The following is a 15,613-nucleotide window of genomic DNA, read 5'->3' as shown; positions in this document are numbered from 1 at the left end:
TTATTATTTTTTAATCTGTTACTATTTTTCTTTAATTTTTTTAAACACATAGAAACATAGTTATGCTTTGTTTTGAAAGGCATTTCATTTCTAATAAAAAACATAGCTCTGTGTATTTTTTTTTCGCCACGAATTCACGAATTTCTCTAATTAAAATATTTGTGGAAATTGGTGTAATTTGTGGCTTAATTTTTTAAACACATAGAAACATAGATTTTCTTTGAGCTGAAAAAGGCGTTTCACTTACATAAATAAACATAGCTTTCGCTATTACGATCTTACTCTCAAACTTGTCATCCTTCCTTTGTCAGGATGACAAACTGTGTGGGCTATGTGTTAGAAACTAGTTTCTTTTTGTATTCTTTTTTTAATTCAGAATAAAAATCTATGTTTCTATGTGTTTAATTTTTTTGCCACTAATTACACGAATTAAAAATTTGTGGAAATTGGTGTAATTAGTGGCTTTAATTTTTACTTTATTATTTTATAATGCTTTAAACCTTCCAAAATTCCTTCAGAAGCCGATGTTTTGGCAACATAAATACTTTTAGTCGTTTCATAATCTGCTAATTCTGCGCTTCGGTTGCCAACAATAATTCCTTTTATTGGTCCTCTAAACATATCCACGTCGTTTCCGGAATCTCCCGCTGCAATAACATTTGACAACGGAATCGACCATTTTCGGCATAAAAACTTGATCGCATTTCCTTTCGAAGCTCTTTTCGGAATGAAATCCAGAAACTGTCCGTGGCTAGGAATAATGTTTACTTTGTACCAGCCTGTTCCCAAAGCCTCAATTAATTCATCATGATTGTAATGTTTCTTTTCATAATAGTAAGAGATTTTATAAGGATTTTGCGCTTCGTCTTCCTGAAGTTTTATCCATTTAACAGCTTTTAATCGGTTTACGATATCGTCTCTTTTCCATCTTCCTGCTAAGAATTTTGCCCAGCCTTTATCAAGAATGTAATCTTTACCGTTGGTATAATAAATCTCAGTTCCCACAGAACAGATAATAAAATCGGGTAGGGGAAATTCTTCTTCGTCGATTACTTTTTTAACCAACTCTAAATTCCTGCCAGAAGCCATTGCAAAAGCCATTTTATCAGTACGATTAACTAAATGCGTTTTTAATTCCTTCAATCCGGGATTAGCTAATTTGGGTTCGATTAAAGTTCCGTCAATATCAGAAACCAATAAATGATCGATATTTCTTTTTAGTCTGCCAATATTAATATTTGGATAATGCTGTTTTTTGATTCCCGCACCAGATGAAAGCGATAAATTTTCATTGACCAATTCGACATATTGATTCACATGACTAACCCAGCTATAATGTTTTTGAATATTTATAGCACCATTATTCGAATAATATTTCCATTGATTTTCATCAGTTAAAATATTCCTTAGCGCTTTTTTTATCTGACTTTCTTCCTGCGGATTTACCAATTCTCCGTTCTGACAAACCGGAATAATTTCTGAAGGCCCACCATTCTTTGTCACTACAACAGGAAGTCCTGAACTAGCTGATTCTATAACGGTGAGGCCGAAGTTTTCATGCAAAGCTAAATTGACAAAAACACCTCGTTTTTCGGCGGCATAACGATAAATAATAGAAACTTCATTTTCGACGTCATGTTTTTTTGGGATTGCCATTTTTCCGTACAAATCGTATTTATCCATTAGCAAAAGCAAATCGGTTAAAACATTTTTTTCAGATTCAGGCATTTTAGCAATATCTTTTCGGATACCGGCAAAAATGACCAGATTGGCAATACTTTGCAGTTCTTTGTCTTTACCATAAACTTCAATAAGAGTATTTAGGTTTTTATGACGGTCTGGTCTTGAAAGCGCCAGAATTATTGGTTTGTGAGGATTGGTAAGAAATTTTGAAATACTTTCGGCAACCCAGTATTTGCGTTGCGCTTCTTCCATGTTTTTATCCGAATCGTTTTCCTGATAATAATAAGGAACAAATTTTCTAGTGTCGATTCCAGGTGAAATAGCATGGTATTTGGCTAATTCGAAATTTTTATACGCTTTGTAGGTTTCAATTTCCTGTTCGGTAGAAGTGACAATAAATTCAGAAAGTTCCAGAGTTCGTTCTTCAGCAGCAATTCTGGCGTCGAATTTGAATTTCTTTTCGAGCTCTTCTTCTGTTTGTCCACTTTCCAGCAGTTTCTTCTTTTTGTAAAATCCTAAAGAATGTCCGGTATGCGCAAAAGGAATATTTAAAATTGAAGATAATTCGGCTGCGGCGTAACCCGCATCTCCATAATGAGAATGAATCCAGTCGGGAAATATATTATGCTGTTTTATATGCTGTACAACGCCGTTTACAAAAGTATCAAGACCTTCCCAAAGTTGTTCTTTTGCCCTGTATTTTTTACCTAGAAACGGAATTCGCCTAATATCAAGTTTATCATTTATAATTTCAACCGGGGCAGCATATTCAGGAGAAAGATGAGGATCGTCAATTAATCTTGTGAAAAGATGTACATGTTCGACATCTTCGTGTTGTGATAAAAATTCGGCTAATTCGTAGATATATTTGGTCTGTCCTCCGTTATCGGCATCACGACCGATTTCGAGTCCGGAACCTTTTAAGAGTCCGTGTATATTGATAAGAGAAATTCGTAATTTTTTCATCATTCTTCCTTAAATTATTTAGAATTCGCAAGTTACTGCACCCATAAAGATTAGGAAGAAATAATTCCATTTAAAATTTACATATTTCCCATGTTTGAAATGGGTTTTGGATGTTTAAATTATAAAAATATCGTAAAAAAGTCAGTTTGTTGTTTTTTATGGAAAGATTTATGTTATTTGTTTTTCACGCAGATTTTGCAGATTTAAGCAGATTTTTAATTTGATTGATTTCTTCAATTTGATGAAATAGTTGTGAGAATATATAGCTCCACTGAGTTTTTAAATTTTCACGCAGATTTTTTATAAAAAAATCCAAAGAAATCTGCTTAAATTTGCAAAATCTGCGTGAAACTAATCTAGGATATTATTTAATTCTGATTAATCAAATCATCAATTCTCGATAAAAGAATTTCAGGATTTGCTCCGGAAGATCCAGCAACTAAAGCTCCGGTTGCACAAGCAAAATTTAAAGCCTGCTGCGGTTCTTTGCCAGTTAAAAGCGAAGTCACCAAAGCACCTAGAAATGAATCTCCCGCACCTACAGTATCTTCAACTTTTACAACATATCCCGTATTTTCATAAAGATGTTTATCCCATAATAATAAAGCTCCGTCTTTTCCTCTTGTCACACAAATAGCTGTGGCATTCGTAAAAGAACAGATAAAATTCATATTTTCTTCTAAAGTAGTGTAAGGAGAATCAAAGGCGGCACTGATTTCCATTAATTCTTCATCATTGAATTTGATGAAATCGGCAGCATCCATTAATTGTTTTAGAATTTCATAATCATAATGAGGTTTTCTTAGATTGACATCAAAAACTTTGTAAGCATCTGCGTGAAGTAATTCTTCCAGGGCTTGTCTTGAAACTTCATCTCTGCAGACTAAGCTTCCATAAATTAAAACATCAGCATTGTGAACGGATTCTCTAGTGGTATCGTTTAAAATGATTTTGTCCCAGGCAGAAGGATAAAGAATTTCATAAGTAGCCGATTTATTCTCATCTAAAGTCACATGAACCAATCCTGTAGGATAATCTTCTGATTTCAGAATGGTCTGTGTATCCAAACCTAGTTTTTTTACCTGATTGATAATCGCTTCGCCATCCTGATCATGGCCAACACAGCTTATCATATTGACATCGGCTCCTAATGCTTTCATGCGAAGTGCCACATTTAAAGGCGCTCCGCCAATCTTTTTTATGTTGTCAAAAATATCCCAAAGTACTTCTCCGAAAGCGACTGCTTTAAGTTTTTTGTCGTTGTTCATTCTAAATATGTCTTTTATAAAATTTTAATTGATAAGGTTTGAGAACCTCATGATTTTATAAAAATAATAAAGATAGTCGGCATTCCCAAAGGATTCTGGCATGAAATAACGATTAATTATTAATTAGATCATTTATCAAAGCATTTTTTATTGCAAGGATTAATTGGTTTAAACCAAAAAGCTGAATATAACATTCAGCTTTTTATGAGGTATTCAAGTACTGCAAATTTTTATGTTTTTAGGGTGTAAATAATACGGTTCCTCCATTTGGAGAAAGATCGAGATCAAAAGTTGCAGTTTGTAATTTTTGGGAACTAAATTGAGATTCCTGATCATTGCCATCAGTTATTATAGAAATTTCTTTTCCTTTTAACATTGGCAGATTTACTGTGATTTTTTTGCGGATGTTTTCACCATTAATTGCGGCAACATACCATTTTGTATTTTTTCTGCGGGCAATTACGCAATACTTTCCGGGATAACCGTCAACATATACAGTTTCATCCCATACTGTTGGGACATTTTTTAGATAATCAAATAAGTAAGACGGTTTTTCTTTTAAGTTTTCAGGAGTCAAACCCCAATGCTGAACAGGCGAAAAGAATACTACAGCAGTTGCCATTTCAAAAGCATCTGTTGTTCTTCTTGTGGTTCCTTTGTTTGGATCGCGGTGCAAACGTTTATTTAAAAAAACAGGCCCAAAATCCATTGCTGCAACTGTATTTCTTGTAAAAGGATAAATGGTAGCCGTTTGCGGATATCGATCGCTAAATCCTTGTTGAAAAACCAAATTTTCAGATGCAAGAACTGCTTCACTTGTCATATAATTAGGATACATTCTTTCCCAACCGCGTGGAAGTGTAGCGCCATGAAAATTAATTCCTAAACCAAATTCGGCTGCATCAGTAAGTATATCGTGATACAACTTCATGGTTACTTGTTTATCGCCGCCAAAAAAGTCAATTTTTAAACCTTTAACTCCAATTTGCTGTAACCATTGCATTTCTTTTCTGCGGGCTTCTGCTGTATTCATTTTATCTTTTGGAGTTTGTGGTGCTGTATTCCAATTCCCGTTTGAGTTGTACCATAAAATGACTCCCACGTTTTTCGATTTGGCATAATTTACCAATTCGGTTATTTTTTCTTTTCCAATTTTCACATCCCAAAGCGCATCAATTAAAATAAACTCACATTTTAGGTTTGCTGCAAGATCGATAAAAGTTTTTTGGTCGTTATAATTACAGCTTTCATCCTGCCAGACTATCCAGCTCCAGCTCGCGCGACCTGTTTCAAATATTTTTGAAGATTTAATAAGCGGTTTTACAACATCTGTGGAAACAGTAGATTCTACAATTGGCTTTAATGTTTTTCCTAATGTAATAGTTTTCCATGATGTTTGCATTGGAAGAGTAGAAGAGGCTGTCGTTGTTCCATTAAAATTGTTTTCCCCTTCCTGAGGAAAACCAATGGTATAGATTCCTTCTGTATTGGTATCGCTTAATCTTGTTCCCGGATAATTACCGCTTATACCGGTTTCAGAAATTAATAACCAACCTTTATTTCCTAAATGAAAAAGTGCCGGAAAAGTAAAACCTAATTCGTATTGTGATTTTGTTCCAATTTTTTCCTCTCTTGTATATTCCTCTTCATAAGATGGTTTTGTTTTTTCCCATCCACTTAGTGGCGGAGCTTGTGGTGTTATGTAAGTGGTTGTTCCTGATGGAAGTTTAAAACCGGTTATTTCTTTCTCGACGATACAGTTGTCATTTTTATTTTTACTTTTTGGAATCAAATAGCTAAATGCAACATCATTATTTGAAATCCTGAAGATTATATTAATCGTATCATTTTCTTTATTGACAAAATTAAATTTAGTTTCATTTGCGAGATAGTTTACCTGGCTTACTTTTGAACGATTTAGTTTATATGATTGTTCAATTTTGGAGGATGTTTTACCTATTAGTTTAAGATCTTTTGTAAAATCTCCTGCTGAACTTAAAAGTCCTAATGGTGATTGGCTTAGAAATTCTTCTTTTTGAAAGAACAAACTATAAAAAATTTTTCCGTCTGTTACCGATATTTTAAGTTCCAGATTTTTATCGGGACTTAGAGCCGATGTAGTTTGTGCTTTTAATGAGTTAGAATAGGAGGCAAAAATTAAGGCGAATAGAATTAATCTCATAATGTGGTTTTTAAAGTTATTAAGTTTAAGTGTAAACTTAACACTTTAAAATAAAAAAAATATACTTTTATAAAAGAATTGATTATTTAATCAACTTCAATATCTCTCTGAAATTTTCATTTCTAGAATCTTTAACCAACTCGTAAAGACACATTTCAACATTGGTTAAACCAATTCCCTTTTGTTGCATTTTTTTTAAAGCAACATCAATACTGTCTTTTGATCTTGAAGAAACACAATCAACAACTATTTCTACTTCGAAATTATTTGTAAAAAGTCCCATTGCAGTTTGATAAACACAGATATGGGTTTCAATGCCACAAATTAGCCATTGTTTTCTGTTTGTTTTTAAAACAGCTTCTTTAAATTCCTGGTTTTCAAAAGCATTAAAATTATATTTTTCTATGGCTTTTTGGCTGCGTAATAACTTTTCTAATTCCGAAACGGTATGTCCCAATCCGTTCGGGTTTTGTTCCAGCCATATTATAGGTAAAGAAAGTAACTGACAACCCTGAATTATTTTTTCGAGGTTGGCTATTAATTTTTCGCTTTCTTGTACAATATGTGCAAGTTTACCCTGAACATCAACGATTATTAAACCTGTATTTTCTTGTGTAAACATTTGCAATGTTTTTAATCTAACTCAGAATTGATTTAGTTATCTAATTTACTTAAAAAACACATGCAAAAGATGTTTCCTTTTTTCTGAAATAATTTGATTTTAAAGGCCAATAAATATTAATTTTTTGGTTTCACTACAAATTTTCCTTTACTCATTACAAGATGTAATTTTTACTTTTTATTTTATAAAAAAAATAAATTTCACTATACTAAATTTGGTCAAAATGTAAAAAAATAGAAGCATGCAGATCAATTCAATTTGGGGAAGCAAAAAGAAAATTTCCTTTTGGGACAAGTTGTTCAGAAGGAATAAAAACATCGCTAAAGAGCTGAGTACACCTGATATCATCGGGAAAAATTGTCAGGGATTGTTATTAGGAAATCATAATTTAAAATCATTTTTATTCTCTACCGATATGGCCTTAATCGAGAATAACGATGCTGATGCTATTCTGGCGGTTTATCCTTTTCCACCTTCGCCAAAAATCATAAAAACACTAATTGATTTTTCAGGCAAACCTGTTGTTTGTGGTGTAGGAGGAGGAAAAACCAAAGGAAAAAAATCTCTTGAAATGGCTATTTATGCTGAAGAAATGAAAGCTTCGGGCATTATTGTAAATATTCCGTTTGAGAATAAAGACATTAAAAAGATAAGACAAAAAGTTTCCATACCCATTTTTGCAACTGTTGCTACTTCTGACTTTGATTTTTTAAAGAATAGAATAGAAGCGGGAGTAAATGTTTTTCATGTTTCGGGAGGAACAAACACGAATATGATTGTAAAAGAAATTACAGCTAAATTTCCAGGTTTTCCTGTAATGGCAACCGGAGGAAAAAGTTTAACAGATATAGATGAATCTATTAATGCGGGCTCTAAAGCTATTGTATTATCGCCACCTTCCAATAAGGATTTGTTCAAAACGATAATGGATAAATATAGGGATACTTTTTAGAGAAAGTAACCAAAAAATAAAACGGGATTATCAAAAAAATAAGATAGTCCCGTTTTATTTTATATAAATTGCGTTGTTTCTTCAGAATATTTCTTCGGTAAAAAATTAACCATGCGCTTCAACAGAAACGGCATTCCATTTTTCCCAGCTTTCCAATCTTTGTTCATAGCTTTGTTTTACAAAAGGGAGAGCCACTTTTCCAAGTAATAATCGTAAAGGAGGATTTTCATTTTCTACTAATTTCACGACAATAGGAGCAGTAGCTTCAACGGTTCCAAATACATTTTCTCTTTCTGCCAAAGCTTTTTTAATTTCGTCATAAGCGGGAATACTTTCGCTGGAAATTCCAGTATGCCAAATATTAGAAGCATATCCGTTTGGTTCCAATAATGTTACATTGATTCCGAATTGTTTTACTTCTGATGCCAGAGTTTCGCTTAAACCTTCAATTGCAAATTTTGAAGCGCTGTATAATCCCATTGTAGCTGGCAAAGTCGCTAATCCTAAAATAGAAGAAACCTGAATAATATGACCACTTTTTTGCGCTCTCATTATTGGAAGAACGGCTTGTGTTAACCATAAAGTTCCAAAGAAATTGGTTTCAAATTGTTCTCTGGCTTCTTTTTCGCTTGCCTCTTCAATAGCTCCGGTAAGTGCATAACCTGCATTGTTAATTAAAACATCAATGGTTCCAAAATGTTGTTTTACTTTTTCAACGACTTCAATAGATTCCTTGCGGTTATCTACATTTAATTTTAGAGGCAAAATTGCATTTCCATATTTTTCTTTTAGATCGTTTAAAGTGTCTAAATTTCTGGCAGTTGCGGCAACGTTGTATCCTTCTGCTAAGAAAGCTTCTGTCCAGGCTTTTCCAAATCCTTTTGAAGCTCCTGTAATTAAAATTGTTTTTGACATGGTATTTGTTTTTTAGAATTAATTAAAAATTTAAATATGACCAATCGGTCATTTTTATGGTAAAAAAAATTATATCAGTTTTTCAGATATCATTTTTTTAAGTGTTTCTTCTATTGTTTTCATATTGTCGTTATTGCCGGACATGCGGGACATTAAATGTCCGCCTTCAAGCATTGCGAATAGAACAGTAGCAAATTCGGCTCCGTTCCAGTTTGGATTAAATTCTTTGTCGGTAATTCCTTTTTCGATAATTGCTGATAAAAGCTGTTGTCCACGTTTAATGGCATTATTTACTTTTTCTTTTACAACCGGATTGGTGTCATCAGCTTCTGTTCCAAAATTCAATAAAGGACAGCCGCCGATAACAGGTGGATTGATAGGATTGCTGAAAAAATCTATATAGGCAAAAAGCTGTTCTTTGGCACTTTTTCCTAGTCTGAGTTGTGTTTCCAATTTAGAACTCAATATTTTCATATTGTGATCTACAGCTGCGCAAGCCAAAACATCTTTATTTTCAAAATGAACGTACATGCTTCCTTTAGACAATTTGGTTGCCTCCATAATATCGCTCATAGAAGTAGCTGCAATTCCTTTTGTATTAAAAATAGGAGCGGCTTTTTCTATAATAAATTGTCTGGTTTCTTCCCCCTTTGTCATGATAGGTTATATTTAACGATGCAAATATATGACCGATTGGTCATATATGCAATTATTTATTGATTTATTTCATTTTGAATTGTTCGTTAAAAGAGTAAACAGCTCAAAAAATCCTTTAAAATAAAGAGAGTTTAAGCTGTTTAAATTTTATAATTATTTTTGAATTTTATCAATTCGCACGATTTCTTTCCTCTTCATTCCCAAAAACTCTTTCTTTCGATTTTACATTTTCATTACCAAACTTATAACTCAATGCAATTCTAAAAGCTCTTGAATCTCCGTAGTTTTTCATCGTATTTTTAATTCCGTTTGAATAATAAGAAATTAAAGGTTTTTGGGCGTTCAACAAATCTTCTCCGGTTAATGTAATCGAAAGATTCTTTTTTAAGGCTAGAAACTTAACCGAAACATCTAAAATATTCAAAGTCGAAATATTAAAAACCTGATAACGTCCCGGCAGTTGTAAACCGTAATTTAATCCTAAAAATAAGGTTTTTGAATTATTTACTGTAAAATCATTATTGCTGTAAATATAACCGTTGTAACCATCCACAGAAGCGATAAGATTGGTTTTGGATTTTACATTTTGGTAATTCAGGTTAAAGCCCATAAAGCTGTTCCACCAGTTGTATTTATTGAAATTATAATAAGTAGAAACTCCGATTTGATACGTATTGACGTAATTGATTGGTGAGCTTTTGGTAATATTCGTTTCAGGATCAATAATCGCTAATTCTTGTCCGAAGTCTGAAACTTGAGAAAAATAGATATTATTTACCCATTTCTGATTGCGAATGTATGAGAACTCTAAATTGTCTATAATGGAAGGTTTTAAAAACGGATTTCCTTCTGAATAATAAAACGGACTAGTTCTAATCACAAACGGATTTAAATATTCAAAATCGGGTCTGCGGATTCTTCGGCTGTAATTTAAAGAATACGAATTGTTATCGTTGGCATTGTAAGTAACATAAGCGGTCGGAAATAATTTCAAATAATTATTTTTATTGGTTTGATTTAGGTTTTCTGAAAAACCTTCTGTCTGCGTTGCTTCAGCTCTTAAACCAAGCTGTGTTTCCCATTTTTCGGATAGTTTTTTGTTTGCCGAGAAATATAAGGCTTCGTTGTATTCTTTGTACGTAAAAATATTTGAATAAGTAGTGTTTAAAACGGGCGTTCCAGTTTCATTATCAAACACTTTCAAATCATTTTTGGTATTCGTATAAAATCCTTTTCCGCCAAAACTGATATTGGCGAAGGAATACGGAAGCGAAACATCAATTTTTCCGGAATAATTTTTTAATCGGTTTACATTTGAATTAATTGCAGAAAAGTAAGTCCCTTCGATATTTTCTTTTTCCGCATTCATTTCATTTCCTGAAAAAGCTCTCGAATCATTTTTTTGATAATTGAAATAATCCAAATCTATTGTAATATTTTTGCCTTCATTATTCAAAGCAAAAACATTATTCCAATTTAAAGAATTCATCTGCGGTTTGTTTTGTGCCTTTACATCTGATAAAATATAAGAATTGATTTCTCCCGCAGTATTATAACGTGTCGTAAGCGGATTATTTGCTGAAGATCGGTCATTAAAACTTCCTAGATATTTAATTCCGGTTGTCCATTTTTCAGTCAGTTTATAATCAAAACCCAATCCAATGCTTAGTAAATCGGTTTTCGATTTGGTTTTAATATCTTGTTTCCACAATTCATCTGTATAATAAATTCGGTTATCAGAGGTCGTTAAAAACTGATCTTTTCCTTTATTGACAGAAGCTTGCAACGAAAGTTTATTGTAATTGTAAAGAAACAATCCGTTTACATTTCCGCTCGCATAACTTCTCTGCACGTAAGAAGTTCCAATATTGGCATTCCAGGAATTGGCTTTAGCTGTTTTCAATTTGATATTGATCAAACCGCTGTTTCCTTCGGCTTCGTATTTGGCAGGGGGCGTTGTAATAACTTCAATACTTTTAATATTATCGGCAGGAATCGACTTTAAAAATGCAGCTAAATCTTCCTGTGTCATTTTGTTTAAACGATCATCAATCATAACCAGAACTTCTCCTTTTCCGACAATGGAAATCGTTTCATTCTGCACTCTTACAGTTGGTGTCGATTTTAGAGCATCCAAAGCTGTTCCGCCTGTTGCAATAACCGAATTTTCAACATTAAAAACCAAACGATCTACTTTTTGTTCTACCAGCTTTTTTCTTGATTTAACCGTTACACCGTCAAGTTGAACCTGTTCTTTTACTTCGATTGTACCTAAATCAAGATCCTGATTTACGATTATTTCTTTGTTGCTGAATTCGGTTCCGAATTGTTCAATAATTAAAGTATAATTCCCTTTTTCAGCATTTAAAATAAAATTACCTAAACTATCTGTTGAAGCTTGTTTGTGTAAAAATTGGTCTGTTTTTAATAAAGTTGCCGTTGCAAATTCAAGCGGCGTTTTGTTCTGATTGATGATTTTTCCTTTTATTGAAAATTGCTGACTAAAAGCATTGATTTGGAATAAAAATAAAACTGCTAGTAAAATGATTTTGTTCATGTTTTGGATTTTAATTACAGGACAAAACTGTTGGAATTAAAACCTAAAAACCATTTTTATCGACAAACCCCGCTCATTAATCTGCAAACCCGTAAAAATGCTTTTTATCGAATGTATATCTTTGTTTTAAAAATATACCAAATGTATAAAGGCACTATTACCAAAAAGCTCGAATGCTTAATTCATCTTATTTATTGGATATTAATTTTTTATTTCACTTTCGTGAAAAATCCGTTGCACACTAAATTTTTTGCACCCGATTTATTTCTTTGCACTTATTTTATAGTTTTTATCCTTACATTTTATTTTCATTATCTGATCGTTATGAAAAAGGTTTTTAAAACCTTTAAATGGAAAAGATTATTGGTTGGCGTTTTTATTTCTTATTTGGTTTTTACTTTTATCCGATTTCTTTCGGAGCAGGTTATAACCAAAGTTTTCTTTGATAAAGTAAATTATACCGATATTAATTTTCTGAACTATATGCTCGATAATATGCAATACAGCAGTATGACGATTATCCTGAGTTCATTTCTTTGGTTTGTTATTTATTCGATTCGTCTTTTAGAATACAATCAGATTATTTTGGAAGAGAATAAGAATACCGAAATCAAATTTTTGAAAGCACAGATTAATCCACACTTTGTATTTAATACTTTAAATAACATTTATTCGATGGTTTATTTTCAATCAGATAAGTCTTTAATTGCAATCGATAAATTAAGTCAGATTATGCGTTTTACAACTTACGAATCACAGAAAGAAAAGATCCGACTTTCGGATGAAGTTGATTACATAAAAGCGTATATTGAACTAGAACAACTGCGCCATCAGGAAAATGTTTTAGTTACTTTTGATGTTGAAATTAAAAACGAGTTTGAAGAAATTCCGCCCTACATTTTGTCGCCTTTGGTAGAAAATGCTTTAAAACATGGAGAAGTTTCAGACTCAGAACCCATAGAAATTCAGTTGAAAGTTTCTTCGGAAAAATTGATTTTTAAAGTGAAGAATAAAATCGGTACACAGAAAAAAGATAGTCTGGGCGGTATTGGTTTAGACAATTTGCAAAAGCGTTTACAGATTCATTATCCGGCAAAACAACAATTAAAAATCAATAACGAAGAAAACCATTTTACAGCCGAACTTGAAATAGATTTAAAATGAATAAAAAAATAAACTGCATTATTCTCGACGACGAACCTTTTGCTGTAAAATTAATTGCCGATTACGCTTCTAAAGTTCCAAGGTTAAATGTGCTGTATGCTGACAGCGATGTATTTAAAGCGATTGAAGTTTTAAATACCGAATCGGTTGATTTGATTTTTATTGATATTCAGATGCCACAATTAACAGGAATCGAGTTGATGCAGATGTTCAATCAGAAGTATAATTTTATTATTACCTCGGCATATCCGCAATATGCACTGGAAGCTTTTCAGTTTCATGTGATTGATTATTTATTAAAACCGATTATTTTTAACCGATTTTATCAGAGTGTAGAAAAGTTCATTCGCTGGCAGGAAACCTTTCAGATTAATGAAAAACCGGACAACGATTATCTATTCGTAAAAGCCGATCGGAAACATTATAAAATTGCTTTAAGCGATATTTTGTATATCGAAGGTTTAAGAGATTATATCCGAATTCATACTAATGACGAAAAGATTATGGCATTAGAAAATATGAAAGATATTCTAGAGAAACTACCTTCGAATCAGTTTATTAGAATCCATCGTTCGTATATTATTCCGAAAGATAAAATCAAGGTAATTGATGGAAATCAGATTGTAATGAAAAGCGGGAATGCTTTGCCGATAGGAGAGACGTATAGAAAGTTGGTTAGTGAATGGTTGGTTTGAAAATAGTAATATTTAAAAAGATTAACTTATGAAATGGAGCATCATTATTTTTATTTTTTTACTGGTTTCTTGTAATAAAAAGAACAACACTGAAATTGTAAGCGATAGTAATTCGGGGATTTTATTTCGTGAAAAATTGCATAATAAAAAGCTAATAGATAGTTTAGATTATCTTGTTTTAAGTAAAGGAGATACTTTAGCCTATAATGAATTAAAAGGCATTCATTATATTGGAGAACAAAAGTTCACAGGATTTCTCTATTATGCATTGATTATGTCAAACAAATACAATTATAAAGTTGCTTCATTTGATGTTTATGATATTTTAACTACTAATGAAAAAATTTTAGATAAAGAAACACGAAGTATGGCAGATGAATATTTAATAAAAAGTAAAATACATAATTCAAACCCCACCATAACGAAGCGTTGATCCCTCTGCTGGCGCGATCGTCTCGCTCGTGAACTCAAAATTAAGGCACGAGTGAGATACTTGCGCTAGTAGGAAAAATAGAATTGTATATAGATTACAGAACTATTTAGATGATTTTCCTGAATTTCTTAAGACAGATATTACTCCAAAATTTAAAGACTACAATAATTCATCACCTTCAATTTTATATTAAAATATTATGGCAACAACAGTTATATATACTAACAGTTACAATGAGATTATTACTGAACAACAATTAAGTTCGCTTAAAGATTACAATAAAGTTTATAAATTAAATGGAGTAATAAAAAAGATAGAGTCATACTATAACGGGCAATTTGACGGAGCTGAATATTTCAAAGATGATAATGAAACTTTAAACGATATTTTTACTTTAGTTGGCACCAATTCTTTATTAATTACTGAAATTGAGTTGATTGGTAATTATAAAATTGTAAATTCTTTTTCGTACAATGAAGGAGTGAACACTCATATTGAAAAACATCTTTTATTAAATAATAAAATAATTTGTATTCATGAACAACAAACAGGAGGACAATTATATTGCGAAAAATATTTGTTTGATTCTGATGGAAGCGAAATTGGCGAAGAAATTTTTAGTTTTAGATATAATGCTGATGGATCATTAAAAAATGTTTCAGGCATTGGCTATCCTTTTAGTAATGATAATCAAAGACTAAATGCTGATGAAATTCCTCTATATTTACCAAATCTGTTAATTGAAAATCCATATTATGTTAATGCAACTTTTTTACCATAAAAAAAGAAAGGCTGGCGCTAGCATATGATCGAAAGCATTATAAAATTGCTTTAAATGATATTTTATACATCGAAGGTTTAAGAGATTATATCCGAATTCATACTAATGACGAAAAAATTATGGCGCTGGAAAATATGAAAGATATTCTGGAAAAGCTTCCGAGTCAGTTTATTCGGATTCATCGTTCGTATATTATTCCGAAAGATAAAATTAAAGTTATTGATGGAAATCAGATTGTCATGAAAAGCGGAAATGTTTTGCCGATAGGAGAGACGTAAAGAAAGCTAGTTAGTGAGTGGTTGGTTTAAATTTGTAATATTTAGATTTTAAAATTAATGAGAATGAAAAAATTCGAATTGTATTGGAAAGACCTTAATATCGGATCGATTGTTGAAAGAAACTGGGATATGAGAAGTTCTGGTGATATTTCATATAAATTTGATTATTTGGCTGAATCATCTGAAAATGAACATATGGCGGATTATATAAAATTCTCTATAGAAGATAGTATTTTATTAGGCGAAGGAGTTGAGGATGATGATTTATATTCTGCTCAAGCAGAAAAAGAAAAAAAATTTCTTGATTTAATAATTGATACCAAAACAGATTGGTATATTATCAATGAGAAAGGTGAGAAAAAAATAATTCTTTGTCCTATTTTTCACGAAGATGATGTGATAACGTGGATGACAGATCCTGAATATTTTAATTTTGTTTTATTTTAGTCGGGATATAAAC

Annotated in this window: 14 protein-coding genes; 7 read left to right on the top strand and 7 right to left on the bottom strand. The window is 31.9% G+C overall.

All coding sequences use genetic code 11. The annotated features are described in order from the left end of the window. Window positions 1–471: 471 nt before the first annotated feature. From ACFS3A_RS20430 to ACFS3A_RS20415, 4 genes are all read right to left on the bottom strand, one after another. Window positions 472–2,652 (bottom strand): HAD-IIB family hydrolase, encoded by a 2,181-nt coding sequence (locus ACFS3A_RS20430; RefSeq protein ID WP_379827409.1) that lies wholly within the window; start codon window positions 2,650–2,652, stop codon window positions 472–474. Window positions 2,653–3,017: 365 nt separating this feature from the next. Next, window positions 3,018–3,917: a carbohydrate kinase family protein gene (locus ACFS3A_RS20425; protein ID WP_379827408.1), complete on the bottom strand. Its 900-nt coding sequence runs from the start codon at window positions 3,915–3,917 to the stop codon at window positions 3,018–3,020. A 238-nt stretch (window positions 3,918–4,155) separates the two neighbouring features. Continuing rightward, the gene (locus tag ACFS3A_RS20420; protein WP_379827407.1) at window positions 4,156–6,099 is read right to left on the bottom strand and encodes a glycoside hydrolase family 97 protein; all 1,944 of its coding nucleotides are present in this window, start codon (window positions 6,097–6,099) and stop codon (window positions 4,156–4,158) included. Window positions 6,100–6,181: 82 nt separating this feature from the next. After that, on the bottom strand, window positions 6,182–6,721 hold the full coding sequence (locus ACFS3A_RS20415) for a hydrolase (RefSeq protein WP_379827406.1): 540 nt from the start codon (window positions 6,719–6,721) through the stop codon (window positions 6,182–6,184). Between the two features lie 241 nt (window positions 6,722–6,962). On the opposite strand from ACFS3A_RS20415, the gene ACFS3A_RS20410 reads away from it, so the two are divergent. Further along, window positions 6,963–7,673, top strand: coding sequence for a hypothetical protein (locus tag ACFS3A_RS20410; protein ID WP_379827405.1), 711 nt, complete (start codon window positions 6,963–6,965; stop codon window positions 7,671–7,673). Between the two features lie 105 nt (window positions 7,674–7,778). Here ACFS3A_RS20410 and ACFS3A_RS20405 read toward each other — a convergent pair whose 3' ends face one another. The 3 genes from ACFS3A_RS20405 to ACFS3A_RS20395 form a co-directional block, all read right to left on the bottom strand. Beyond that, the gene (locus tag ACFS3A_RS20405; protein WP_379827404.1) at window positions 7,779–8,588 is read right to left on the bottom strand and encodes an SDR family NAD(P)-dependent oxidoreductase; all 810 of its coding nucleotides are present in this window, start codon (window positions 8,586–8,588) and stop codon (window positions 7,779–7,781) included. 69 nt (window positions 8,589–8,657) lie between these two features. Beyond that, the gene (locus tag ACFS3A_RS20400; RefSeq protein WP_379827403.1) at window positions 8,658–9,245 is read right to left on the bottom strand and encodes a TetR/AcrR family transcriptional regulator; all 588 of its coding nucleotides are present in this window, start codon (window positions 9,243–9,245) and stop codon (window positions 8,658–8,660) included. 169 nt (window positions 9,246–9,414) lie between these two features. Further along, the gene (locus tag ACFS3A_RS20395) at window positions 9,415–11,802 is read right to left on the bottom strand and encodes a TonB-dependent receptor domain-containing protein (RefSeq protein WP_379827402.1); all 2,388 of its coding nucleotides are present in this window, start codon (window positions 11,800–11,802) and stop codon (window positions 9,415–9,417) included. Window positions 11,803–12,126: 324 nt separating this feature from the next. Between ACFS3A_RS20395 and ACFS3A_RS20390 the strand changes: the two genes are divergently transcribed. From ACFS3A_RS20390 to ACFS3A_RS20365, 6 genes are all read left to right on the top strand, one after another. Further along, entirely contained in the window at window positions 12,127–12,966 is an 840-nt protein-coding gene (locus tag ACFS3A_RS20390; RefSeq protein WP_379827401.1) for a sensor histidine kinase, read from the top strand. Continuing rightward, window positions 12,963–13,661 carry a LytR/AlgR family response regulator transcription factor gene (locus tag ACFS3A_RS20385; protein WP_379827400.1) on the top strand — a complete coding sequence of 233 codons (699 nt, stop codon included), beginning with the start codon at window positions 12,963–12,965 and terminating at the stop codon, window positions 13,659–13,661. The genes ACFS3A_RS20390 and ACFS3A_RS20385 overlap by 4 nt, the downstream gene beginning before the upstream one ends. Window positions 13,662–13,689: 28 nt before the next feature. Further along, window positions 13,690–14,094 carry a hypothetical protein gene (locus ACFS3A_RS20380; protein ID WP_379827399.1) on the top strand — a complete coding sequence of 135 codons (405 nt, stop codon included), beginning with the start codon at window positions 13,690–13,692 and terminating at the stop codon, window positions 14,092–14,094. Between the two features lie 199 nt (window positions 14,095–14,293). Next, window positions 14,294–14,875 carry a hypothetical protein gene (locus tag ACFS3A_RS20375; RefSeq protein ID WP_379827398.1) on the top strand — a complete coding sequence of 194 codons (582 nt, stop codon included), beginning with the start codon at window positions 14,294–14,296 and terminating at the stop codon, window positions 14,873–14,875. Then, a complete protein-coding gene (locus ACFS3A_RS20370) occupies window positions 14,872–15,153 on the top strand; it encodes a LytR/AlgR family response regulator transcription factor (protein ID WP_379827513.1) in 282 nt (93 codons plus the stop codon). The genes ACFS3A_RS20375 and ACFS3A_RS20370 overlap by 4 nt, the downstream gene beginning before the upstream one ends. A 63-nt stretch (window positions 15,154–15,216) precedes the next feature. Continuing rightward, on the top strand, window positions 15,217–15,600 hold the full coding sequence (locus ACFS3A_RS20365; protein WP_379827397.1) for a hypothetical protein: 384 nt from the start codon (window positions 15,217–15,219) through the stop codon (window positions 15,598–15,600). Window positions 15,601–15,613: the final 13 nt, after the last annotated feature.

It is taken from the genome of Flavobacterium notoginsengisoli (assembly GCF_042686225.1).
GTDB classification, from domain to species: Bacteria; Bacteroidota; Bacteroidia; order Flavobacteriales; family Flavobacteriaceae; genus Flavobacterium; species Flavobacterium notoginsengisoli.
Note: the sequence above shows the minus strand (reverse complement) of the source record. Positions and strands in the feature narration are given on the sequence as shown.

Bases quoted from the DNA above. Each gene is read 5' to 3' on its own strand.
- ACFS3A_RS20430 (WP_379827409.1), bottom strand. From the start codon at position 2,652: ATGATGAAAAAATTACGAATTTCTCTTATCAATATACACGGACTCTTA.
- ACFS3A_RS20425 (WP_379827408.1), bottom strand. From the start codon at position 3,917: ATGAACAACGACAAAAAACTTAAAGCAGTCGCTTTCGGAGAAGTACTT.
- ACFS3A_RS20420 (WP_379827407.1), bottom strand. From the start codon at position 6,099: ATGAGATTAATTCTATTCGCCTTAATTTTTGCCTCCTATTCTAACTCA.
- ACFS3A_RS20415 (WP_379827406.1), bottom strand. From the start codon at position 6,721: ATGTTTACACAAGAAAATACAGGTTTAATAATCGTTGATGTTCAGGGT.
- ACFS3A_RS20410 (WP_379827405.1), top strand. From the start codon at position 6,963: ATGCAGATCAATTCAATTTGGGGAAGCAAAAAGAAAATTTCCTTTTGG.
- ACFS3A_RS20405 (WP_379827404.1), bottom strand. From the start codon at position 8,588: ATGTCAAAAACAATTTTAATTACAGGAGCTTCAAAAGGATTTGGAAAA.
- ACFS3A_RS20400 (WP_379827403.1), bottom strand. From the start codon at position 9,245: ATGACAAAGGGGGAAGAAACCAGACAATTTATTATAGAAAAAGCCGCT.
- ACFS3A_RS20395 (WP_379827402.1), bottom strand. From the start codon at position 11,802: ATGAACAAAATCATTTTACTAGCAGTTTTATTTTTATTCCAAATCAAT.
- ACFS3A_RS20390 (WP_379827401.1), top strand. From the start codon at position 12,127: ATGAAAAAGGTTTTTAAAACCTTTAAATGGAAAAGATTATTGGTTGGC.
- ACFS3A_RS20385 (WP_379827400.1), top strand. From the start codon at position 12,963: ATGAATAAAAAAATAAACTGCATTATTCTCGACGACGAACCTTTTGCT.
- ACFS3A_RS20380 (WP_379827399.1), top strand. From the start codon at position 13,690: ATGAAATGGAGCATCATTATTTTTATTTTTTTACTGGTTTCTTGTAAT.
- ACFS3A_RS20375 (WP_379827398.1), top strand. From the start codon at position 14,294: ATGGCAACAACAGTTATATATACTAACAGTTACAATGAGATTATTACT.
- ACFS3A_RS20365 (WP_379827397.1), top strand. From the start codon at position 15,217: ATGAAAAAATTCGAATTGTATTGGAAAGACCTTAATATCGGATCGATT.